The sequence below is a fragment of the Roseofilum sp. KMC-1 genome (assembly GCF_057802075.1).
Window position 1 is genome coordinate 592,652 of sequence record NZ_CM173605.1, and the last position, 22,176, is coordinate 614,827.

At 47.1% G+C, this 22,176-nt stretch carries 20 protein-coding genes; 9 read left to right on the forward strand and 11 right to left on the reverse strand.

Annotation, left to right across the window (positions count from 1 at the left end; genetic code table 11):
* Nucleotides 1-256: 256 nt before the first annotated feature.
* The 7 genes from AC3FZD_RS02930 to cruF all read right to left on the reverse strand — a co-directional run bounded on the left by AC3FZD_RS02930 (nucleotide 257) and on the right by cruF (nucleotide 9,699).
* A complete protein-coding gene (locus AC3FZD_RS02930; protein WP_488740256.1) occupies nucleotides 257-1,291 on the reverse strand; it encodes a ribonucleotide-diphosphate reductase subunit beta in 1,035 nt (344 codons plus the stop codon).
* Between the two features lie 147 nt (nucleotides 1,292-1,438).
* Nucleotides 1,439-3,721: a ribonucleoside-diphosphate reductase subunit alpha gene (locus tag AC3FZD_RS02935; RefSeq protein ID WP_488738689.1), complete on the reverse strand. Its 2,283-nt coding sequence runs from the start codon at nucleotides 3,719-3,721 to the stop codon at nucleotides 1,439-1,441.
* 447 nt (nucleotides 3,722-4,168) lie between these two features.
* Nucleotides 4,169-4,570 carry a type II toxin-antitoxin system VapC family toxin gene (locus AC3FZD_RS02940; protein WP_488738690.1) on the reverse strand — a complete coding sequence of 134 codons (402 nt, stop codon included), beginning with the start codon at nucleotides 4,568-4,570 and terminating at the stop codon, nucleotides 4,169-4,171.
* Nucleotides 4,570-4,800: a hypothetical protein gene (locus AC3FZD_RS02945; RefSeq protein ID WP_488738691.1), complete on the reverse strand. Its 231-nt coding sequence runs from the start codon at nucleotides 4,798-4,800 to the stop codon at nucleotides 4,570-4,572. The genes AC3FZD_RS02940 and AC3FZD_RS02945 overlap by 1 nt, the downstream gene beginning before the upstream one ends.
* Nucleotides 4,801-5,033: 233 nt before the next feature.
* On the reverse strand, nucleotides 5,034-7,454 hold the full coding sequence (locus AC3FZD_RS02950; RefSeq protein WP_488738692.1) for an endonuclease MutS2: 2,421 nt from the start codon (nucleotides 7,452-7,454) through the stop codon (nucleotides 5,034-5,036).
* Nucleotides 7,455-7,582: 128 nt separating this feature from the next.
* Nucleotides 7,583-8,755: a 2'-O-glycosyltransferase CruG gene (gene cruG, locus AC3FZD_RS02955; protein ID WP_488738693.1), complete on the reverse strand. Its 1,173-nt coding sequence runs from the start codon at nucleotides 8,753-8,755 to the stop codon at nucleotides 7,583-7,585.
* 23 nt (nucleotides 8,756-8,778) lie between these two features.
* Nucleotides 8,779-9,699 carry a gamma-carotene 1'-hydroxylase CruF gene (gene cruF / locus AC3FZD_RS02960; protein WP_488738694.1) on the reverse strand — a complete coding sequence of 307 codons (921 nt, stop codon included), beginning with the start codon at nucleotides 9,697-9,699 and terminating at the stop codon, nucleotides 8,779-8,781.
* Between the two features lie 137 nt (nucleotides 9,700-9,836).
* On the opposite strand from cruF, the gene AC3FZD_RS02965 reads away from it, so the two are divergent.
* From AC3FZD_RS02965 to proB, 7 genes are all read left to right on the forward strand, one after another.
* A complete protein-coding gene (locus AC3FZD_RS02965) occupies nucleotides 9,837-11,030 on the forward strand; it encodes a F420-0:Gamma-glutamyl ligase (protein ID WP_488738695.1) in 1,194 nt (397 codons plus the stop codon).
* A 48-nt stretch (nucleotides 11,031-11,078) separates the two neighbouring features.
* Nucleotides 11,079-12,320, forward strand: coding sequence for a GNAT family N-acetyltransferase (locus AC3FZD_RS02970; protein WP_488738696.1), 1,242 nt, complete (start codon nucleotides 11,079-11,081; stop codon nucleotides 12,318-12,320).
* Complete coding sequence (ruvX, locus tag AC3FZD_RS02975; protein WP_488738697.1) at nucleotides 12,317-12,730, forward strand: Holliday junction resolvase RuvX; 414 nt, start codon at nucleotides 12,317-12,319, stop codon at nucleotides 12,728-12,730. The genes AC3FZD_RS02970 and ruvX overlap by 4 nt, the downstream gene beginning before the upstream one ends.
* 108 nt (nucleotides 12,731-12,838) lie before the next feature.
* Nucleotides 12,839-13,390: a DUF3727 domain-containing protein gene (locus AC3FZD_RS02980; protein WP_488738698.1), complete on the forward strand. Its 552-nt coding sequence runs from the start codon at nucleotides 12,839-12,841 to the stop codon at nucleotides 13,388-13,390.
* 88 nt (nucleotides 13,391-13,478) lie between these two features.
* Nucleotides 13,479-14,555: an endolytic transglycosylase MltG gene (mltG, locus tag AC3FZD_RS02985; protein WP_488738699.1), complete on the forward strand. Its 1,077-nt coding sequence runs from the start codon at nucleotides 13,479-13,481 to the stop codon at nucleotides 14,553-14,555.
* 26 nt (nucleotides 14,556-14,581) lie between these two features.
* Nucleotides 14,582-15,130, forward strand: a complete 549-nt coding sequence (locus AC3FZD_RS02990) for a YqeG family HAD IIIA-type phosphatase (protein ID WP_488738700.1) — start codon at nucleotides 14,582-14,584, stop codon at nucleotides 15,128-15,130.
* Nucleotides 15,131-15,354: 224 nt separating this feature from the next.
* Complete coding sequence (proB, locus tag AC3FZD_RS02995; protein WP_488738701.1) at nucleotides 15,355-16,461, forward strand: glutamate 5-kinase; 1,107 nt, start codon at nucleotides 15,355-15,357, stop codon at nucleotides 16,459-16,461.
* 27 nt (nucleotides 16,462-16,488) lie between these two features.
* Here proB and AC3FZD_RS03000 read toward each other — a convergent pair whose 3' ends face one another.
* Nucleotides 16,489-16,782, reverse strand: a complete 294-nt coding sequence (locus tag AC3FZD_RS03000) for a hypothetical protein (RefSeq protein WP_488738702.1) — start codon at nucleotides 16,780-16,782, stop codon at nucleotides 16,489-16,491.
* Nucleotides 16,783-16,946: 164 nt separating this feature from the next.
* On the opposite strand from AC3FZD_RS03000, the gene AC3FZD_RS03005 reads away from it, so the two are divergent.
* Nucleotides 16,947-18,383, forward strand: a complete 1,437-nt coding sequence (locus tag AC3FZD_RS03005; protein WP_488738703.1) for an aminotransferase-like domain-containing protein — start codon at nucleotides 16,947-16,949, stop codon at nucleotides 18,381-18,383.
* Nucleotides 18,384-18,401: 18 nt separating this feature from the next.
* Here the strand turns inward: AC3FZD_RS03005 and queC are convergent, their stop codons facing one another.
* Nucleotides 18,402-19,529 carry a 7-cyano-7-deazaguanine synthase QueC gene (gene queC, locus AC3FZD_RS03010; RefSeq protein ID WP_488738704.1) on the reverse strand — a complete coding sequence of 376 codons (1,128 nt, stop codon included), beginning with the start codon at nucleotides 19,527-19,529 and terminating at the stop codon, nucleotides 18,402-18,404.
* 129 nt (nucleotides 19,530-19,658) lie between these two features.
* Nucleotides 19,659-20,426, reverse strand: coding sequence for a Uma2 family endonuclease (locus AC3FZD_RS03015; protein WP_488738705.1), 768 nt, complete (start codon nucleotides 20,424-20,426; stop codon nucleotides 19,659-19,661).
* Nucleotides 20,427-20,638: 212 nt separating this feature from the next.
* Here AC3FZD_RS03015 and AC3FZD_RS03020 point away from each other — a divergent pair, with 212 nt between their 5' ends.
* The gene (locus AC3FZD_RS03020; RefSeq protein ID WP_488738706.1) at nucleotides 20,639-21,784 is read left to right on the forward strand and encodes an RNA-guided endonuclease InsQ/TnpB family protein; all 1,146 of its coding nucleotides are present in this window, start codon (nucleotides 20,639-20,641) and stop codon (nucleotides 21,782-21,784) included.
* 97 nt (nucleotides 21,785-21,881) lie between these two features.
* Here the strand turns inward: AC3FZD_RS03020 and AC3FZD_RS03025 are convergent, their stop codons facing one another.
* Nucleotides 21,882-22,121 (reverse strand): hypothetical protein, encoded by a 240-nt coding sequence (locus AC3FZD_RS03025; protein ID WP_488738707.1) that lies wholly within the window; start codon nucleotides 22,119-22,121, stop codon nucleotides 21,882-21,884.
* Nucleotides 22,122-22,176 lie beyond the last annotated feature (55 nt).

The window sequence follows — 22,176 nt, forward strand, 5'->3', positions numbered from 1 at the left end:
CCAATCTAGCATCTTGCTCACTCTTATTACCGTTAGTGAGCGAGACGCTCACACTCCTAATATTTCAGCATTATATTATGGAGTGCGAGCATCCTGCTCGCTAAAGCTAAAGTTTACAACCCCTTAATGATCCTATTATGGAGTGCGAGCATCCTGCTCGCTAAAGCTAAAGTTTACAACCCCTTAATGATCCTATTATGGAGTGCGAGCATCCTGCTCGCTAAAGGCTAATCCAACCTCCTGCTCGCTATGATTACTAAATTTCGTCCCAACCCGTTACCCCGGAAGACATCACATAACTGGTGACTCCCGCTTCAAAGAAATTCGCCTTCGTATGGCCTTCTTTCTTCGTATCCGAAAAGCGCTCCAGATGAGCATAGGGACTCTTCTTATATTTATCATCCCCATACATCGGCGGCAAACCGATCGCCCCTAAGCGAATATTAGCCAAGTATTTGGTATACTGTTCCGTACTTGCCTCCGTAATCCCCAGAATTTGATTGCCGATAATATGATTTGTCCACTGGCATTCATGTAGCACCGCTTTATCGAACATTTCATAAATTTGATCGACCGAATGGGGAAACACAGTCATTGCCTCTGGCAGGATTTTTTGATAGAGCCGAACATGGGATAATTCATCTCGATTAATCAACTTGAAAATATCCGCACTTCCTGGCATTAACATCCGCGAAGCTAGATTATAGAAAAAGCAGAATCCATTGTAAAAATATAGCCCTTCTAAAATATAGTCTGCTACCAAAGAAACAAAGTATTTTTCTGGAGTAGGATCGTCAATATACTGTTGATAAAGTGCCGCTACAAACCGACATCGGTCTTTGAGAACTTTATCCGTCCGCCAAAAATCATACACTTCATTCCGTCTCTCTGGTGGAATAATGGTCTCAATCATGTATTGATAACTCTGATTATGCATTCCCTCTTGGGCAATTTGTTCTGCCATACAGAGACTTACTTCTGGAGCCGTTACCGTACTTTTCAAGTGGGGAATATTGCAAGTTTGAACCGAATCTAAAAACGTTAAATAAGACAAAATTCCATCAAAGGCTTTTCTTTCTTCTGGGGTCAAATTCCAATAATCCACTACATCTTGAGTGATATCCAATTTTTCGGGAATCCAGAAGTTCTCACGCATCATTTTATAAAGACTGACTGCCCAAGGATAACGAACATCATTAAGTTGCATCAGATTGGTGGTTTCACCAAACCAAATGGTGCGATGTTCGGTATCATCATTTCCCCCAGGGTTAAAGATGGGGTTAACGGTCATTTTTTGCCGTTCGCGAATGCGATGCGGAGCATTATCAACGGGGTATGTAGGATTCATGATTTTTGTAGTCCAGTTTAAGAGTCAATGGCAAAAAAAAGGAAGCAGGTTATAATCTACTTCCTTTTTTTCTTTTTGGCAAATCAGAGGTTAGTTAGCACAAGAACTACAATCATTTAACCCTTCCTTAAAGTCGTCCCGTTGCACGGTACGGACATAGTATACGGCTTTACATTTCTGTTCCCAAGCCATGACTAAAGTTTCAAAAATATCTTTAGCTTTTAGGGTTAGCTCCGGCTGTTCGGGGAAGTAAACTCCCGAATTCAAATTAAAGAGCAATTCCATGGAAATGCCGGTATCAATCCATTGTTGAATGGTGGCAACAGCAGCAACGACTTTTTTCTGTTCCAGGTGTTTGTTTTCTTGGTAATACCAGAAGGAATCAGTGATAAATGGGGGGGCAATGGGTACGCTTCCTTTTGCCCATTTGTCGTAGAAGAAACGGCTATAGGTGGGCAGAATACTGGCAGTACAACCTTGGACGAGGGAGGAGGAGGTATTGGGGGCGATCGCCGTAATATGGGAATTACGAATCCCATATTCTTGGATATCCTGTGACAATTTTTCCCAACGTTCCGGTTGCCGGGAATTGTTCTGAAACCACTCTACCGGTTTAGCCCCAATTAAATGCCCCTTACTCCACTGACTGCCCGCAAAGCATTCATAAGCACCGCGCTCTTTCGCCAACTCCATAGATGCATGGGTACACCAATAGCCCATTTCCTCAAATAAATGACTCATTTGGGGCAAGTCTTCATAGGAAAGTTGGCGTTTGGCTAACCAATCTGCTAATCCCATCGCTCCTACCCCAATCGTGCGATATCTCTGATTATGGGTTTTACTCGCTGCAAAAGGGGGGTGGGTAACTTCAATGGTATTGTCCAACATCCGTACCGCCGTTTGGCAAATGTCGGGCAATTCCTCCACTTCTAAATTGGCAAAATTGAGGCTATTTAAATTGCAACAATGAGCCTCTTCTCCAGGACTAACATTACTGAAGGATTCACAACAAAGATTAACGCCAGGAATATAGCCCTTATGGGAGTTAGGATTGGCACGGTTAATCGTATCTTTGAATGCCAGATAGGGCATACCCGTTTCTACCTGGGTACGCATGATCATCTTAAACAGTTCCCTGGCATTAATCCGGTTATACAAGATTAGAGTATGGCCAACTTCAGCTTCAATTTTTTGATAAGCTTTCTCGAAGTCTTTACCCCAGAGAGTGGGTAAGTCAATGCCCAGTTTGGTTTTAATTTCATAGGGATCGACTAATGTCCAATCTTCTTTGGCGACTACCCGTCTCATGAATTCGTCCGCAATCACCAATTGGGGGAAAATATCATAGGCTTTGCGCCGTTGATCCCCGTTTTCGGTTTGCATTTCCAGGAATTCTAGGATATCCAAATGCCAGATATCGAGGCTGACAGTGACTGCTCCTGCGCGTCTTCCACCCTGGTTAACGGCGATCGCCGTATCATTGAGCAGTTTAATCCAGGGCACAACTCCCCCAGAAGCATTGGGTTTACCCATCACCCAAGATCCCGTTGCCCGAATGCGGCTCACATTTACGCCTACACCGCCGCCATTTTTGGAAATGCGGGCAGTATCGGTTAAGGTTTCGTAAATGCTCTCTAGGCTGTCATCCATGGCGGTAATGAAGCAACTGGAGAGGGAACCCCCAGGGATTCGCAGGTTGGCGAGGATGGGAGTCGCTAAGGAAATTTTCCGTTGGGCGATCGCCTCATAGAATTTTTTCGCCCACTTCAAACGGTTTTGCGGTTCTTCCACCGACGCAAGCAGTAGGGCGCAAGTTAGATAAGCTTCTTGGGGTAATTCATCTGCAAGTAAATACCGTTTGGTTAGCAAGGTTGCCCCAGCGTAATCATAATCCGTATCCCAATCCGGATTAATCCAACTCCCCGCGATTTCTAATTCATCAGGGGAATAGGTTAAGATCCGTTCGTCATACTCATTGGCTGCTACCTTACGAGCCACGGTTTTCGGATAGTTGCTATATTGGTAGCCACGGTTGGTTAGGGTATCTTTCCACAGTGACCAAATATGGAGCCTTCCAGCGACATAGCGCCAATCCGGTTCTGTGGGGCTACACAACTCTAAGCTACAGTTAATCAGGTTTTCCTGGATTTCTCTGGTGGTTACCCCATTGCGTAGACGAGTCGTTAACCCTGCTTCTAGAGGGATAGGGCTTGCCTGGGTTCCCACACATGCCCACTCTACAACAGCACGAATCTTGGTGACATCTAGGGCAGCACGAGTGCCATCTCGCTTAATCACATAAATAGGGGTTGTGTGGGGCGTATGGGCTGTTATGGGGAGAGTTTCCGCGATCGGACATGAAGGTTGCATCATAAGGGAGGAAGGTACTACATTCACATCAATGAAGTGATGAGATCTTAATGTACTCCATTTTCCACATCTAGTGAAAAAGTTTGACATTTTTTTAATTTTGCGCTATATATGGCATATTTAATGGGCGACGTTAATCCATTGTTCTCTGTCCCACCAGCGAGTTCTTGGGTGGTGGTGTGGGGGCGGGTTTACCTCATTGATTTATGAGTGTCCGAGATTTGGGTATAACCCGCCCCTACGGGATTTTATGTAGGGGCGGGTTCACCAACCATTTAGAAACCCCACCAATAACCTTTATAAACCCGCCCAACCCATACACTGTTGGAGCCGTTTGATGGCTTGGGCGACTTCTTTTTTGGCTTGAGAAATTGCCTTTTGGATCTTGATTTCCTGTTGTTGGCGTAGCTGCTGCTCCCGCTCTTTCAGTTGCTGCGCTTTGAGTGCCAGTTACCAGATTGTACTGATAGTAGACAATTGAATTTTACGATCGCGGCTGATAAGCGGTACATTATGGTAGAGTGCTGTAGCAGCAATCATGCGATCGGGAAGATCGGGGACTTGAGCGCGATCGATGCTTTGCATGGTTTGAGCAATGTGGCAATTAAAAGGAACTTCCATTAATACAGAATTGGGGCGATCGACTTCTGCAAGCAATTGATTCAGCGTCAATGATGAAATTCGCCTTTTTTCACTTAAATAAATAATTTCAGCTAAGGTAATGGAGGAAAAGCCCACCTGATGACCATCAGTCGCTGCTTGTTCTATGGTCATTCGAGCGATGTTGGACAGACGAGAATCGGCAAAAATATACCAAATCACCGCATGGGTATCCACAATTGCCTGAAGCATTAAATATCCTCTCTGGGAAAGCGACTCCAGGCTTCTAAACGAGCGTTATCAATGTCTTCTGCGGAAGGTGCTTTTCCTAAATTGCGACAGATCCCCCATAAAGAGCGTCGGGGAGTTACGCTGGTTTGAGCAACTTCGCGCTCAATTTCAGGCACAATCTTTTCGATTAAGCGTACTTTGTCGATCAGAGAAAGTTGTTTGGCTAAGTTGAAGACTTGTTCTAAGGTCATTGCAGTGAGAGATAGGGGAGATGATTAAGGATTGTAACTTATGATGGGCTTCTGGCGGCTGTATAGAAACCGGGTTTCTTCGCCAGATTGGGTATGGAAATGGGGTAGGGGCGGGTTTTTCCACCATTTACCAACCCCACCAATAACCTTTATAAACCCGCCCAACCCATACACATTTTTAATTTTTAATTTTTAATTTTTAATTGATATAACCCGCCCCTACCGAGAACAAATTAACCGACTAAATAGGCAATGGTTACGCCAGTGCCGCCACTTTTTTGATCCGCTAATTCAAAGCGCTCCACTTGGGGATGACTCCTCAGAAATTCATGGACTCCTTCTCTTAATTTACCCGTGCCTTTGCCGTGAATAATCCAGACATTGGTACAATTAGCATTGTAGGCTTTAGTAATCCCTTGATCGAGTTCAGCTTCAGCCGTCACCACGCGCAAGCCTCGGATGTCTAAGGTATTGTGAGAGGTTTGGATCACTGGAGCAGTCGTTGTATGAGGAGCTGTTTTGTCTTTTTCTGCAACTGCTTTTTTGCTCGGTTCCTTCGTGGGAACTTCGGCTTTTTTGCCGTCTAAGGATTCAATTTCCGCTAATCCTACGGTCATTTTCATTAACCCAAACCGCACGGTTAATTCTTGCCCATCTGCATCAATTTGTAGCACTTCTCCGGTTTGTCCTAAACTGGGGATGCGTACCCGTTCGCCGACTTGCGGTTTATAACCGGGTTTGGGTTTGGGAGGATTGACTTTAGAGGGGAGATATTGCTCGGCAATGCGATCGAGTTCTTGGGTGGCTTTATGGGTATCTTGGGCTGTGCCTTGTTGTAGGCGTTTGATGGCTGTGGCGACTTCTTTTTTGGCTTGAGAAATTGCCTTTTGGATCTCGATTTCCTGTTGTTGGCGTAACTGCTGCTCCCGCTCTTTCAGTTGCTGCGCTTTGAGTGCAACTTCTTGATGCAGTCGTTCCGTTTCTGACAGTAAGCTAGAGGTTTCCTTAACTTGGCTCTCCTGACGACGACGCTCGGCTTCTAAACCGGCGATCGCCTGATTCACCTCTTCTGAATCCGTGCCTATCCACTGTTGCGCCTCTTCAATCACTTCTGGATTTAACCCCAAACGGCGGGCAATGGCAAGGGCATTAGAGCGCCCCGGAATGCCCCACAGCAGGCGATAGGTGGGTTGTAAGGATACCTCGTCAAACTCCACCGAAGCATTCTCAAACCGCTCATCGTCATACTTGAGGGCTTTGAGTTCCCCGAAGTGGGTGGTGGCAATGGTAAGTTGGGCGTTGGTGGCGAGATGTTTTAAGAGGGCGATCGCCAAACCCGTTCCTTCCGAGGGATCGGTTCCCGCACCCACCTCATCCAATAACACCAATGTAGGGGCGAAAGATTTTTCTCCCCTACAACGAGCAACACAGTCCAAAATCCGACAAATGCGGCGAATATGCCCCGAAAACGTCGATAAACTTTGCTCTAGGGACTGTTCATCGCCAATATCGGCTAAAATCTGGCTAAACCAAGGCAATTCCACCGGTTCCCGTGCGGGCACAAATAACCCCACCTTTGCCATCAGTGCCGCCAGTGCCAAGGTTTTCAACGTTACCGTTTTACCCCCCGTATTTGGCCCCGTAATTGCCACTACTCGGATCGGCGGTTCAATACACACCGTCACCGGAACGACTTCTTGCCCCTGTTCGTGGCGCTGTTGCCATACGAGTAAGGGATGGCGCAGTTGCCGCAGGGTAATATTTTCCGTGAATTCAACGAATCGGGGTCGGTTTGCTTGTAACCAATAACTATATCTGGCTTTAGCTGTGGCTAAATCAAGAATGGTCGCAATTTTGACTAAATGCTCTAAATCTTCGTAAACCTCCGCCACTTTCTCCGTCAGAGCGCGACAAATAGCTTCTTCTTCCTTACTTTCCTCCTTTTGCAACTGTCGCAAATCATTCCCCAGGGAAACGATCGCATGGGGTTCAATATACAGAGTTGCCCCGCTTGCAGAGGAGTCATGAACGATACCGGGGATGGTTTCCTTATGATTGGCTTTCACCGGCAGCACATAACGATCGCCCCGTTGCGTAATCAAATTCTCCTGAATCGCGTGGGATTTCCGTTGCAGCAAGTTTTGCAGGGTTTGCGTGATGCGATCGCGCTGATTTTTCAACTGACGGCGTAGATTACCGAGCTTCACACTAGCGCGATCGGCAACCCTTCCCTGTTCATCAATACAGTAATTAATCTCCTGTTCCAATTCCGGATAAGTCCGGATACTGCTAATCAACTCCAGCAAAATCGGCACATCATCCTGCTCCTCAATAAACCGTCGCAGTCGCCGCATTCCCGCCAATGTACTCGCCACATCCAGCAGTTCATCCCCATACAGTACCCCTTTGAGTGTCGCTCGTTTAACAATAGTACGAATATCCCGAATACCCCCAAACGGTAGCTCTGTAGTGAGGGTTTGCTCCAGGGTATACACTTCCTCAGTTTGTGCCAATAGGGTTAAACTTTCCGCCTGAGTTTCGGGGATCGGCAAATTCTGGGCGGCGATCGCCCCCATTTTCGTCGCAGCAAACGTTGATAAATGCTCACATAACCGCGACCATTCTAACAGCTCTAGGGTTTCGTCTTGGATCACTCGTATTTTATCGATTTAACGCCACACTCCTTATTGTATCGACTTTTGCCACGATCCTCCCACTATCGCCCCCTCTTCCACGGGAAAGGGAGTTGGGGGTGAGGGATCTAACCGCCTTTCCTCCCGGTTCATCTTTTACCGTAAATTCTCCCACGCCATTGAATCGAAGTTTGAAAACTCGATAACACAATGCGAAGAAACCCTAACGGATCGGCGAATGGAGACAACCAGAAGAGAAAAGAAAACCGAGCCTTTGATAAATCATAGGAGGGAAATATCGCCAATCCTAGGGCAAACCGAATCAGCAATACAGCCCAATTCAGATTAATCAGAATCTCAGCAATTGCTCCAGATGGAAATGCACCGATCGTGCCTAAAATTACCACAGCTAGAGGCAAACCTTGCACGGCGAAGAGAAACCACAAATCAGTCCAGAGTTGCCTAGGGGAAGTCGCATCCTTCAAATCTAGCGATCGCCCCCACTCCTGCCAAGTTTGCCATGCTCCCTCATACATCCGCACCTTCAGCACCGGAGCGCCATCCCAAAAGGCTACCTTAAACCCCCGTTGAGCGGCGATGCGGGCTAAGGTAACATCATCACAAAAGGAAGATTTCGCGGTTGTATAGCCCTCTAGCTCTTCTAACACCCGTCTGCGGATTAAAAAACATTGCCCATTCGCCATGATGCGATCGGCACTCTCAACGGTTCCCGTGGGGCCAAATCGATACACCAGCGTCATCAACAGGGCTGGTTGCAGCCAACATTCCCCCGGATATTCCAGGATAAACCGAGGGGAGAGAGAAACTAAATCATACTCCTCTTTTTGGGCAATTTTAATCAAACCTGCCACCAATCCCGGATGGGGCACAGTATCGGCATCAATGCCCAAAATCCACTCACTTTTAGGGGAACTGTGCAAAAATCCCGTATGTAGTGCCCAAGGTCGTCCTACCCAATCCCCAGGCAGAGGTTCATCATAAATTAAGCGAAACCGGGGGTCTTTACTAGCGGTTTGTAACACTAAGTCCCCTGTGCCATCGGTGGAATGACTATCCACCACCAACACCTCGCGCACTTCGTAGCTCTGGCGCGTTAAGCCCTCTAAACAGGGCAAGAGGCGATCGCGCTCATTCAGAGTTGGAACTACCACACTCACCGTTCCCAGCATCTGAGGATCGGCAGATTGCGGTTGAATGGGAGCATGGCGGAAAGGGCCTTTAACCAGGCGAAACAAGAGAATGGCGATCGCCGGAATTTGCATCACCATTAATCCCCAAGTTAATATCTGGCCCCCATCCATAGCCTTCTCCCTCTACTGAATGTTTACTTAGCAACCCCATTAACTGCGGCCGGTGTCACCCTCTGGCGATCGGCAATAGGAGGATTAAACCCTTCTGACTCCTGCACTTCCCCTGGCGTTATCCACCACAACACCAACGCTGGAATCACAGCCATGAGGATACCCAAAAGCACCGGAGTTGTAAATCCACTAAATCCACTCAACACTGCTGCATAAGCAAAGTTACTCAAATATACCACTAAGGGGAACCCTAACTGCGGGCGACTCACCTGGGGCAGTTCCTCACCCCAAATCCAAGTTCCCACACTCATAAACAGCGCTCCTGTCGCTAACCAACCCAGAAAATTTTGATAAGGCATTCCAAAGAACGGCCCTTCTTGTCCCCATTCCCAAAAATGGATAATCGTTTGACTCATGGCCGGATCGAGAACAAAATCCCAAGCGGTAAGCAGGATAGCACCTAGAGCAATGGCCGCCCCTTGTTTAATCACCGTTCGGTTTTGGGCCACTTGCAAACCACCCAAGGCAATCAGATAGGAAACCAATCCTACATAAAACCAAGACAGGGGAATCGTAAAGGGCACTAAACCCGCAATTTTATAACCCAATCCATTTAAATAGCCATACTCTCCAAAGGGAAAACCGGTACTGGTTCCCATCAGTTCACTGCTCAGGGACAAACACACCGCCGGAACCATAAATCCTAGCCAACGGCGCAGTCCCAAAGTCCGATAAGCATAGAGGGCAACGGCTGCTGCTCCTAGTAAAATATTAACGACTCCTCCTCCGGACATACTCACCCGAAACAAGGTTTGGCCGATGGGAGGTAAGTTAACGATAATCTCTGGGTTGGGGAGAATGAAGAGCAGGCCCAACCAGCCAAAAGGCATGGTAGCAATATGGCCCATTAAGCAGAATCGTTGGGCAATCTCAAGCGGCTTCATAGGGTTTGGCATCCGATTTATATGAATCTATTAAGTAATGTAAACAGAAGTCCCATAAAATTCAACTCAGCCCGTAGGCTGGACAGCTTGGATTGCGATCGAAAATGAAGCCATTCAGGTATAGTGAATCGAGACAAATGATCAGCATTGGGTTAGGTTCCGTTGTGATTGCAGAAAGTATTGGTATCGGTCTAGGAGGTGCAGGCCTCCTCCTTCTCTGGGCGATGGAGAGTCAGTATCGAGGTCGTCCGGGGAATCAACTGGCCCTGAAGTTTGAACATTGCCAAGGGGAATTTTTATCAGCCGATCACTATCAGTTGGTGGGAGAAGGGGTTTTAGTGAATGAAACCTCGACCTTGGAAATTATGGTTCCAGAGGTTTCAGTTGAGGTGGAACTGCTCAGTCAGGGGTCTTTGGAGGGAGTAAGCTGGAAAACTCGTTTGGTTCCCCTACATCCGGATGCTCCCAGCCGAGCAGATGATTATTGGTTTGCCTATATTGTCAAAGTGGGTAAACAGACTCGGTTTAAACTGAGGATTGATATCACAGGGCCGAATCTCGATCAGATCAAAACGGCTTGGGTTAAAGTTCATTATATTACTTATGGGCCAGAAGGACGGATTCCGAAAACGGGTCATTGGGTTCATGCCCTCCAATATCCCGATCCGTCGGAGTTACCGCCACCACGGGATGCAGAGGTGGCTCAGGTGTTTCCGATTCCGACCCATATTTTAACGACTCAAGACGATCCGGTGGCGGTGGTGGAGCGGTATGTTTTGCCCCATGCTCAACCGGGGGATATCGTCACCATTGGGGAAACGCCGATCGCCTTAATGCAAGGTCGGCTGCGCCATCCGACGACGGTAAAACCGGGATGGGTCGCCAAACGAATTTGCTATTATTTCTTGCCGACATCGAGTTTGGCCACCGCTTGCGGAATGCAGACCTTGGTGGATATCGTGGGGCCGGTACGGGTGGTATTTGCTTTTGTGGTGGGCGCTTTAGCCAAAGCAATCTTGCGTAAACCGGGTGTGTTTTACCAACTCGCGGGAGAGCAAGCACGGTTAATTGATGATGTGACCGGAACCTTGCCCCCCTTCGATCAATTTATTGTCCTGGGGCCCGATAAACCCGAAGAGGTGGTGGCCAAAATTAAGGAAAAAACTGGATTATCGGCGGCGATCGTCGATGTCAATGACTTGAAAGCCGTTAAAATATTAGCAGCGACCCCAGGTTTATCCATGGAGTTGCTCACCCAAGCCCTCAGAAGTAACCCAGCCGGTAATGGGGATGAACAAACCCCGATTGTTCTGATTCGACCCCAGGGTTAATTGTCTTTACCGGTTTACCATTGCCCCTGTCGATTGAGAGAAGATCCTATGATGCCAGCGTCTCCCCAAAATTTAGAAAAACAGACGGAAATTCGGAGTTTGCAACATCGAGACCTAGATGTGGTGGAAGCTTTGCTTGATACTAGGGCTTCATCACCGCTCATGGGTAAGGATCGACCCTATTCGGGGCAGGAGATTCGCCAGTGGTTTGGAGTGTTGAAACTCTTGAGTCTATTTCCCAATCCCTGGCGCTATAAGCTATCTCTCCATGTGGCCCAGCAGCGCCATAGCTCCGAGAGTACGGACGGGCAAGTGGTAGGGGCGATCCAAATTTCTCCCTTTAACCGCACCCGCAGTACCTGGCGGGTGGATCGGGTGGGGGTGAGACCGGGGGTCTCGCGAGCGGGAATTGGTTCCCTGCTGCTGCGCTATTGTATGCAGGCAGTGCGGGAAGCGAGAACTTGGTTGTTGGAAGTGGATGTCAATGAAGCGGATGATATTGCTCTGTATCGCCAAAATGGGTTTCAGCCTTTGGCCCAAATGACCTATTGGGCGATCGCTCCGGAAAAGTTAACCCAGTTAGCCCAACGGGAGCCAGATTTACCTAACCTATTACCGGTGAGTAATGCGGACGCAGGGCCGCTCTATCAACTCGATACGGTCGCCATGCCTCCCTTTGTGCGCCAAGTGTTTGACCGCCATGTGGAAGACTTTAAGACTCCCTTGTTGCAATCGGTGATGGAGGGAATTAAGCAATGGTGGACAAAAACTGAGGTCGTGAGTGGGTATGTGTTTGAAACCCAACGACAAGCGGCGATCGGCTATTTTCAGTTGCACTTACAGCGCCAGGGTGGGGGCTGCCATCAAGCTGAGTTGACCGTTCATCCCGCCTATACTTGGCTTTATCCGGAATTGATGGCCCAAATGGCTCGCATTACCCAGGAGTTTCTCCCCCAACCTTTACATCTGGCTTCGGCAGATTATCAACCGGAACGGGAGGAGTATTTACAGCAAATTGGCGCAAGTCGGATTGGCCATACTTTGATGATGTCGCGATCGGTTTGGCATAAATTGCGCGAGTCGAAGTTGGTTTCTCTCGAAGGTCTACAACTCTCGGATATGCTCCAAGGTTTGCAACCAGCCGGAAAACCAATTCCCGGACGGATGTCAATTCTCCATTCTTTGAGTCTGGATGAGAAGGCCGAAGACCTCTCTCCTGGCGGCAAAGAGGCTAATGGTAAGGTTGAAGGAGAGGGGACTGGAGACAACAGTTCATCGGTGGATCGATGATTTCAGCCCTGGGTTTGGATATCGGTCATAAGCGGATTGGGGTGGCAGGATGCGATCGCCTTGGATTACTTGCCACTCCCCTAACCACTATCTATCGTGAGTCTTTTGAGACAGATGTAGCGATTCTAGAGCCAATTATTGCTGAACGGGAAGTCAGTATTTTAATCGTCGGCTTGCCCTATCTGATGGATGGCCAACTCGGCACTCAAGCTCAACAAGTCCAAACCTATACGGATCGCCTGCAAAAAACCCTAAAATTACCCGTTGAGTATGTCGATGAGCGCTACACCTCCCTAGAAGCAACAGAAATCCTGGTCTCCCGAAAACGCTCCCCCTCTCGCAATAGAGGCTTAATTGATGCCCAAGCTGCCGCCTTAATTTTACAGCGCTGGCTCGACGATCGCGCCTAAGCCAGACCGATTTTTAATTTTTAATTTTTAATTTTTAATTGATCTAAGATATGATGAGAGGTCGAAGTGTGGGCCCAAGATCATCTTGGGAAATAGGAAGTAACCCTCATGGATCAAGAAGCAATGGAGAATGATCCCCTGACCGTATTATTAAGGGATACCGAGGGAAAGGAATTAGAATGCACAATTGAATATTCCTTTACCCATGACCGCGAAAACTATTTTGTTTTATTGCCCAAGGATACCCCAGTCGAGATTTTTGTCTGGCAAAGTGCTGGAGATGAGGAAGAACTGGTTCCGGTAGAAGATGACTCTTTGGTCGATGAACTCTTTGATCTAGCCAAAGCGGTTTTATCTGAACAAAATCTGAAGCTCAAACGCACCGGAATTACTCTCACGGTAGAAGGGGATATTCCTGATTTAGAGGAAGAGGAGGATGATGAAGATATTGATTCTGATATGGAATCGTTTCAGTTATTAGCCAGCTTCTATTTTGGAGACGATGAGTATGAAATTTCTACCCCTTTAGACCCGCTTTTTTTGCTCGGTAGGCAGGAAGAACCGGGGAAAGCTAAAGAGCTTTCCGAGAGTGAACTGAAGAAAATAGAACATTTATTACCAGAGATTGAAAAGAACCTAGAGGAACAGCTCTTGGATTAGAGTCTTAGAACTCAATTATCCCTAGTGGGGGAGATCGGGAAACTACCCAGGGTGCAGCAGTAGAAAACCAGGCGAGATTTCATCAGTCATGACAACCGGCAATTCACGAATCACCAAGTGGTTCTTTTATCTGATTCTCTTTCCCGTCGTTGTTGGCTTCTCTGGATGGCAAGGATGGCGGTGGTGGAGTTGGGCAATTAGTCCTGTGATGCCTGCAAATGCTGAGGTGACCGAGCATCAAGTGTTAGTGGAAATTGCCCTGGGAACTTCGGGAGAGCAAATTGGTTCGGATTTAGCGGCTCTTAATCTGATTCGTTCAGAACAAGCCTGGAATATTTGGACGAAATGGCTCAGGGTACAGGCTAAAGTTAAACCAGAGTTAGCAGGCTATTTCCAAGCGGGAACTTATCAGTTATCCCCCACTCAGTCTTTACCAGAAATTGCGACTCAGATTCGCTCTGGGACAGTGGTACAAGCGACTTATACGATTCCAGAGGGCTGGACTTTGGCCCAAATGGGGGCGTATTTTGAAGCTCAAGGATGGTTTACGTCCCAAGCGTTTTTAGAGGCGGTGAATGGGATTTCGGCCCAAGATTATCCTTGGTTACCTTCTGTGGCGAAGTTGGAGGGTTTTTTGTTTCCGGATACTTATCAGATTTCTGGAGAGAGTTTGACGGCAGATCGGGTGGTTCGACAAATGTTAAGCCAATTTGAACAGGTGGCTTTACCTCTCTATCGAGAGGCTCAAGGTCAAACAGATTTGAGCCTTTTGGAGTGGGTCACTTTGGCGAGTATTGTGGAAAAGGAATCGGTAGTCGCTCAAGAACGGGCTTTGATTTCGGGGGTATTCCATAATCGACTGCAAAAGGGGATGACTTTGGGCGCTGATCCGACGGTGGAATATGGTTTGGGGATTAAGCAAACTCCTGATAAACCTTTGACGCTAAAGGATGTGAATACGCCGAACCCTTATAATACCTATTTAAATCCGGGGTTACCTCCAACTGCGATCGCCAGTCCCGGTAAAGCGAGTCTAGAAGCTACGCTCTATCCGGAAACAACAGAGTATCTGTATTTTGTGGCTCGCTATGATGGGACGCATATTTTTAGTCGTACCCTGGATGAACATAATCGAGCGATTAACCAAATTGCCCAACAACGTTAGCCCAAAATGGGTCTAATTTTTTTCTTATGTCTTCTAATCTTCTCCTCCAACCAGATCTGGTTCTCGGTGGCCCTATTTTAGATTTAACCCCCGATTTGTTGCGATTGCACGATCTCAAAGGATTGATTCTGGATGTGGATGATACCCTTGTGCCGATAAATTCACCGATCGCTTCTGAGGAGCTGAAAAAGTGGATCGCCCAGATTAAGCCTCTGGTTTCGATTTGGCTTGTGAGTAATAACCTAAATTGGATCAGAATTCGGGCGATCGCTGAGTGTTTGGACTTACCCTTTATGATGGGAGCGGCGAAACCTTCCCGGCGAAAACTGCGCCAGGCCGTGGAAAATATGGGTTTACCCATTGACCATGTGGCGATGGTGGGCGATCGCCTGTTCACCGATGTCTTAGCAGGCAATCGTTTAGGAATGTTTACAATTCTGGTGGAACCTATGGTTGATCCCCGCCAAGGCCATCGACCTTTTGACATTCGATCCTTTGAGGTGTGGTTGTCTCAGATGTTGGGCGCTCGCTTAACGCCTTCAACACAAAATTTTACGAATCTTGATAAAACCTGAAAAAACGAAATATAAAGAAAAGATTACGAATCGGGGATCATCAACAAATTGATGCAATTATTAAAATTAGTTCAAATGGGGTCAGCCAATATAAAGACCCTAAAGATAAATCCCTGTAAATATTTTACCCTGCTGAAGCGCTGGTTCTCACGATAGAGAAACTAGCGCTTTGCACTGTCTGATCCTCTCACTCTGGTATTTTTTCATTTTCGGTTGCATTTTCCATGGCCCTGACCCTTGTCATTAAAATTGGTACGTCTAGCCTCACCGATCCAGAAACCGGCAACTTGGCCCTGTCTACCTTAGCTCTATTGGTGGAAGTCCTCAGCCAACTGCGTCGCCAAGGCCATCGGGTGATTCTGGTTTCTTCGGGGGCTGTGGGGGTGGGGTGTTCGCGGTTAGGCTTGAAAAAGCGCCCCCGTGATATTGCCCTGAAACAGGCAGTTGCGGCGGTGGGTCAAGGGCGCTTAATGCGGATTTATGATGACCTCTTCAATACCTTCAATCAACCCATCGCCCAAGTGCTACTGACGCGCCGAGATCTAGAATCGAGGGTTTCCTATCTCAATGCCTATGATGCTTTTCAAGAACTCCTAGATCTGGGGGTGATCCCCATTGTCAATGAAAACGACACGGTAGCCACAGAGGAACTAAGGCTTAAATTCGGCGATAATGATACCCTTGCCGCTCTGGTTTCCAGTTTGGTAGAAGCTGATTGGCTATTTTTGCTGACAGATGTGGATAAACTCTATTCTGCCGATCCCCATCTGGTTCCTGATGCTCAACCCATTTCCCATGTTCGCAACTTGGAAGACTTAACCGAAGTAGAAGTCGGTAATGCATCCACTTGGGGAACGGGAGGGATGAGTACGAAAATTTCTGCTGCTCGCATTGCCATCAATGCGGGAGTACGGATGGTGATTATGGGAGGACGCTATCCCAATCAAATTCCCCAGATCTTAAAGGGGGAAGAAATTGGGACGCAATTCCATCCTGCTCCCCGAACCCTGAATGCTCGTAAACGCTGGATTGCTAATGGCTTGATTCCCTCTGGTAAAGTGATTCTCGATCCGGGGGCAGTTAAGGCGATTTGCGATCGCGGAAAATCTTTATTAGCGGTGGGAATTTCTGGGGTAATGGGCCGCTTTCATGCATCAGATGCAGTGATCCTTTGCGATCTAGAGGGTAAGGAAGTCGCTCGCGGAATCATCAATTATGGCAGTGATGAATTGGATTTAATTAAGGGCCACCGTTCCGATGAAATTACTGAGCTTTTGGGATATGAAGGCTCGGATACGGTGGTTCATCGGGATAATTTGGTGTTGCTGTAAAGAAAACGCATTACCCATCATTAATCATTATTGGTAGTACCGCTTTTCTAACCACACTCGGACTTCTTGCTCGGAGTCAAACCTAAAGTGTTGGTGAGCGATGGGATCGTAAACGCGATAGATCCAATTGCCGTTTGTATCTTTTTTCTGGGTAATGCGGGGTTCTTCGCTGTACCACCAAACGGCCACCAGATAGTTCCAAAGCTTCTGGAGGCGATCGCTGGCAAGGAAAGAATGGGGAAACCGAGATAAGCTTTTGAGATCGGTTAAATGTAACTCCGATCCTCTCGTGATTTCGGAGACACTACTGGTGCTTTTCATGGATCGTGTCCTCAACGCCTACAAATAGCAGTGTGCTGCTATATCTCTAGTGTGGAGGAAGAGCGAAGAAAAAAACAGATGCAATTAAGCTAAATTGTAACCATAACAGTTTTAGTTTGAAAAACTGTTATGGTGAATAAAATGTAGAACTGTACTGGAGCATTATGCACTTACGACCCATTGAGCAAACGGAAGGCGCAAACTTATATGAACAGGTGGCTAACCGCATTCAGATCTTAATTGTGGAAGGAACCCTACAACCGGGCGATCGCCTGCCCTCGGTGCGAAAAGTGCATCAACAAATGTCGGTGAGTATTTCCACTGCCCTAGAAGCCTATCGCCTCTTAGAAGACCGGGGAATCATTGGAGCGAAACCCCAATCTGGCTATTTTGTCCGCTCCTTAAAATCTCCTCCGGAACCCGATCGCTCTTCTCCAGCGCAAAAGGCTTGTCGGGTGGATACTTCCCTCGTCTGTAAGGTGAATTCTATGGTGCGCGATCCAGAAATCATCCAACTGGGGGCTGCTGTACCGGGAATGGAGTTATTACCCCTATCTACCTTGAACCGTCTGATGAGTCAGGTGATGCGCCAAGATCCGACTTTAGCCCATAGTTATACCCCACCTCCGGGGTGTCTGGAATTTCGTCGGGCGATCGCCCGACGGTTACTCGATGCAGACTGTGCAGTGACTCCCGATGAAATTGTGGCCACCCATGGAGCAACGGAAGCGGTCTATTTATCCTTACGAGCGACGACAAAACCGGGGGATACGGTGGCGATCGCCTCTCCGTCCTATTATGGATTACTGGAGAGCTTATCTACGCTGCATTTACAAGCTTTGGAACTGCCCACCCATCCCAGGGAAGGGATTTGTTTAGATGCCCTAGAAACAGCTCTGAAGCTCAAACAAATCAGCGCTTGTGCCCTAGTCTCTAATTTTAGTAATCCCTTGGGCACTTGTATGAGCAATGAGAAAAAGCAAGAGCTAGTGGAATTGCTGGCTCGGTATCAAATTCCCCTAATTGAGGATGATGTTTATGGGGATTTGTCGTTTAATGGCGATCGCCCCAAAGCCATCAAAGCCTTCGATCGAGAGGGTTTAGTTTTGTACTGTGCCTCCTATAGTAAGGTTCTCTCCCCAGGGTTGCGGGTGGGTTGGGCCATTCCCGGCCGCTATCAAGCCAAAGTTGAGCGGCTGAAGATGGCAGTAAATATGAGTACCTCTCCAGGCTCTCAACTGGCGATCGCCGCCTTTTTAGCCAATGGTGGATATGACCGTCATGTACGAAACCTGCGCCGCGCCTATGAACAGCAAATGTTGCAAATGATTCAAGCTATTTGTAACTATTTCCCGGAAGAGACCAAAGTCACCCGTCCCATAGGGGGTCATGTCCTCTGGGTTGAACTGGCTCCCCATTTTGATACTATGGAGCTTTTCCACAGAGCGTGCCAACATAAAATCAGTATTTCTCCGGGAATTATGTTTTCTCCGTCCGCCAGTTATGGCAATTGTTTCCGACTCAATTGTGGTTTACCTTGGTCACCGAAAATTGAACAAGCCATGGAAACGTTAGGACGCTTGATTAAGGAACATAGGTGATGAGTGTTCAATTTACCCCTAAAGCAGATTGGGTTGATAATTGGGAAAGCTCATGTTTTCTCCCCGATAAGCGGTAATTACGGTTTTCACGCCCCCGCGCCTGGTAAAATCGCCGATAATTCGTAGTGCTTTGGGTTTGACTTCTGCCATTAGGCGATCGGCAACCTGATTAACTACGGTTTCATGGCTGATTCTTTGTTGCCGAAAACTGTTGATATACAGCTTAAATGCTTTCAGTTCTAAAACGGATTGATGAGGAAAATAATCGAATACAATTGTGCCAAAATCGGGATAGCCCGATCGCGGACAAAGGGCGGTAAACTCCGGATGTTCCACATGAATCACATAATCATGATTCGGGGAAGGGTTAGGCCAAATTTCTAGGGGACTATGGGCAGCTTCTTCAATGGCGCGATCGCCATAAGTATCATCTTCTGATTCCTGTACTACAGCCCCCCGATATTTCCAAATCGGGTCATCTACCCCCGCTTCCTGAAACCCTCGGTCTCTTAAGATACAGGCATGGCACTTACCGCATCCCCCCTTCACCCCCGCATAGCAGGTATGGGTTAACTCCATCACCGACTCAAAGCGATCACCTAATACCTCCTGAGCTAACTTTACTGACTCCGCTTTCGTCAAATTCATCAAGGGGGTATGAATCCGATAGGCTCCACCATCTCCGTACATCCCCTCACCCAACGCTATACCCATGGCATCAATAAAACTCTGGCGACAATCCCAATACCCTGCAAAATCGGTCTCGCACACGCCTAACACTATGTCGCGAATCCCCAGACGGGCTGCTCGATTCGCCGCCAAGGTCAAGAATAAAATATTACGTCCCGGAATAAATGTCGCCTCAATGCCCCCTGGCAGCGCCTCGGCGCTCTCATACTCCGCCAAAGGGGTTTGGCTCACCAAAGGACTCGTACTCTTCAAAATTGGCCCCACTGAGACGATTTCATGACTTGCCAATCCCAGCTTTTTAGCCACTGCCTGAGCGCTTTCTAACTCAATCCGGTGACGCTGTTGATAGTCGAACGTTACTCCATGAGTGCGATCGAATTGTTGGGTAGCCAATGCAGCACAGGTTGTTGAATCTTGTCCGCCGGAAAGGATGACTAGAGCTTGGGTTTGAGCCATGAAAAATTAACAATTAACAATGGACAATTAACAATGAACAATTAACAATTAGCAATTAACAATGGACAATGGGGTTAATTGTATTGTAAATCAGGGATCGCCGATCCGATCGGTCTATCCCGGTTTAACTTATTCCAGTGTAGAGGGATCTATGCCTTGCTCTAGCAGATGTTGACGCAATTGTTGTAATTGGGCTTCTGCTTGTTCAGCGCGTTTACGTTCCTCCTCTAAAGCCAGTTCTGCTTGTTCAGCCCGTTGGAATTCTTGTTCGGCTCGTTGGCGTTCGTAAAGGCGATCGCGCTCCGACTCATCTGGACTGCGTAAATACTCCCCTCTCTCCCGGTCAAAAAAACGCAATTTACCATCCGGTAACACTCGCATCTCCAACCCTAAAACCTGAGAAAAAACCGATAACGTACCATCGTCTAACTCATTTAGCGTTAATAATTGATACGCTCCATTGACTAACCGCCGTCCTCGCAAACGAGGCTGTAAATAATCTCCACTAGGGTCATACTGGAAATATTCCATAACTCCCATTTGAGCATAAGTCGTGGGTTTATCGCGCTCATCCTTATGTCGGGTACTCATGGAAGTCACTTCTAAAACCCAATCGGGATAACGGTTATTTTCCTCCCAGACGCGATAACTTCTACGGGGGCGATTTTCCACTCCAAAGACTACGAATACATCGGGACAAATCACTGCATCAGGGACACCCTGTTCGTAGGAGAGCCAGAGATTGCCAGAAACGTAAACATCCGAACGATTTTGGAAGTAGAATTTCAGGGATTCTACCCCATAAACGAGGTAGTCGCGGGCAGGATCGCTTTCAGCCATGGGCGCTCCATCGGGTTCAGGATAGATCAGGGGACTTTTTAGGGAGGTTGGCTTCATGGTTGGCTGGGAGTTTAAGGGGTTGGCAGGCAGTGGTTATAAAATTGTACAATATTGGATAAAGTTAGACATATAGAGCGATATAAAGATAATAGGTCTAAGTTATGCCCGAATATCGGAAGCAGCAGAACACGAAGGCGTGTTAAGGCCAGACTACATGCCGTAGAATAAATAGATAGTACAACAACCAAAGGAAGTCGCCAACAATTTTTGTGGTGAAATCATTCAAAACAGAACTTAACCTCAACAACAAGCAACGCACCTTAATGGCTAAACATGCAGGAGTAGCTCGTCACGCCTATAATTGGGGACTAGCGATCTGTGTAGAAGCTAAAGAAAAAGGTGAAAAGCGCCCTAGTGCAGTCACCTTACATAAGCGTTTAGTAGCGGAGGTAAAATCTGAATGCCAATGGTACTACGAAGTTTCAAAATGCGCTCCCCAACAAGCATTAAGGGATTTAGATAGTGCATTTAAGAACTTCTTTACTGTTAAAGGACGTGGGTTTCCTAGATTCAAGAAAAAGGGGAGGAATGACAGCTTTTACTTAGAAGGAAACATTAAAATCAGAGGGAATCAAATCAGGTTGCCTCGCATTGGGTGGGTAAAGACCTATGAAAAGCATTTACCTCCTATCCTAGTAAAATCGAGTAGCAACGTAACGATTAGTCGTCATGCTGATAAATGGTTGATTTCCTACAAGGTGGCTGTGGAACCAGAAAAAATTGACCATCCTCAAGGCATTGTGGGTGTAGATTTAGGAGTAAAGACTCTAGCCACATTGTCGAATGGAGTCGTTTTTCCTACTGTTTATGCTTATCGGAGTGCTAAGAAGAAATTAGCCTCACTCAATAGAAGCGTCAGCCGTAAAACGAAAGGTTCCAACAACCGCAAAAAAGCAATCAAGCGTTTAGCCAAAGCTCACTATCGAGTCGGTTGCATTCGCAAAGATGCAACTCATAAGTTAACGTCTTACTTAGCTAAAAACCACAGCGAAGTAGTGATAGAAGACTTAAACGTGAGCGGGATGCTCAAAAACCATCGGTTAGCCCAAGCGGTAGCAGATGGTGGTTTTTATGAGTTTAGGCGGCAACTAGAGTATAAATGTCAGTGGTATGGCAGCAAGTTAACAGTCGTAGATAGATTTTTCCCTTCTTCTAAAACTTGTTCAGATTGTGGAGAAATCAAGAAAGACTTAAAACTCAAAGATAGGACGTTTGTTTGTCCATCTTGCGGCTTATTTTTAGATCGTGATTTAAACGCTGCCATAAACTTGTCGAAGGCTTGCCCTGAGCGAAGCCGAAGGGCGGGAAGTTCTCCCGTGTCAGCCTGTGGAGTGTCAAAACAACGCAATGCTTAGGCATGGCGGGCACAGCGAAGCAGGAAGGAAACATCAGATTATGTACAGCTTAGTTGAGGTTTGTCGTAGTTTGTCTAAGTTTTTCCGAACGGTGAGTTTACGGTTGATCTTCTGAAGATAATTGGCTCATAAATTGTTCAATGTCTTCTGCTGCCTCCTCTAGAGTGGCTTCGTCAATGGCTTCTGGTTCTTGAAATTGATGGGAACTGAAAGGATCTAACTTCTGGGCAGAAGATTGGGGAATTTTGCCCGTTTTCAGGGTTTCTCCCAATTGATGGAGGGAGTGCTGAAATTGTTGTTGGGCATGGGTGTGGGGGTCTTGGGGATTTTGATTCATAAGGATAAAAAGGATACGCTAAGTTCCGTTGATGCCACTATAGTTAAGTCTTTCT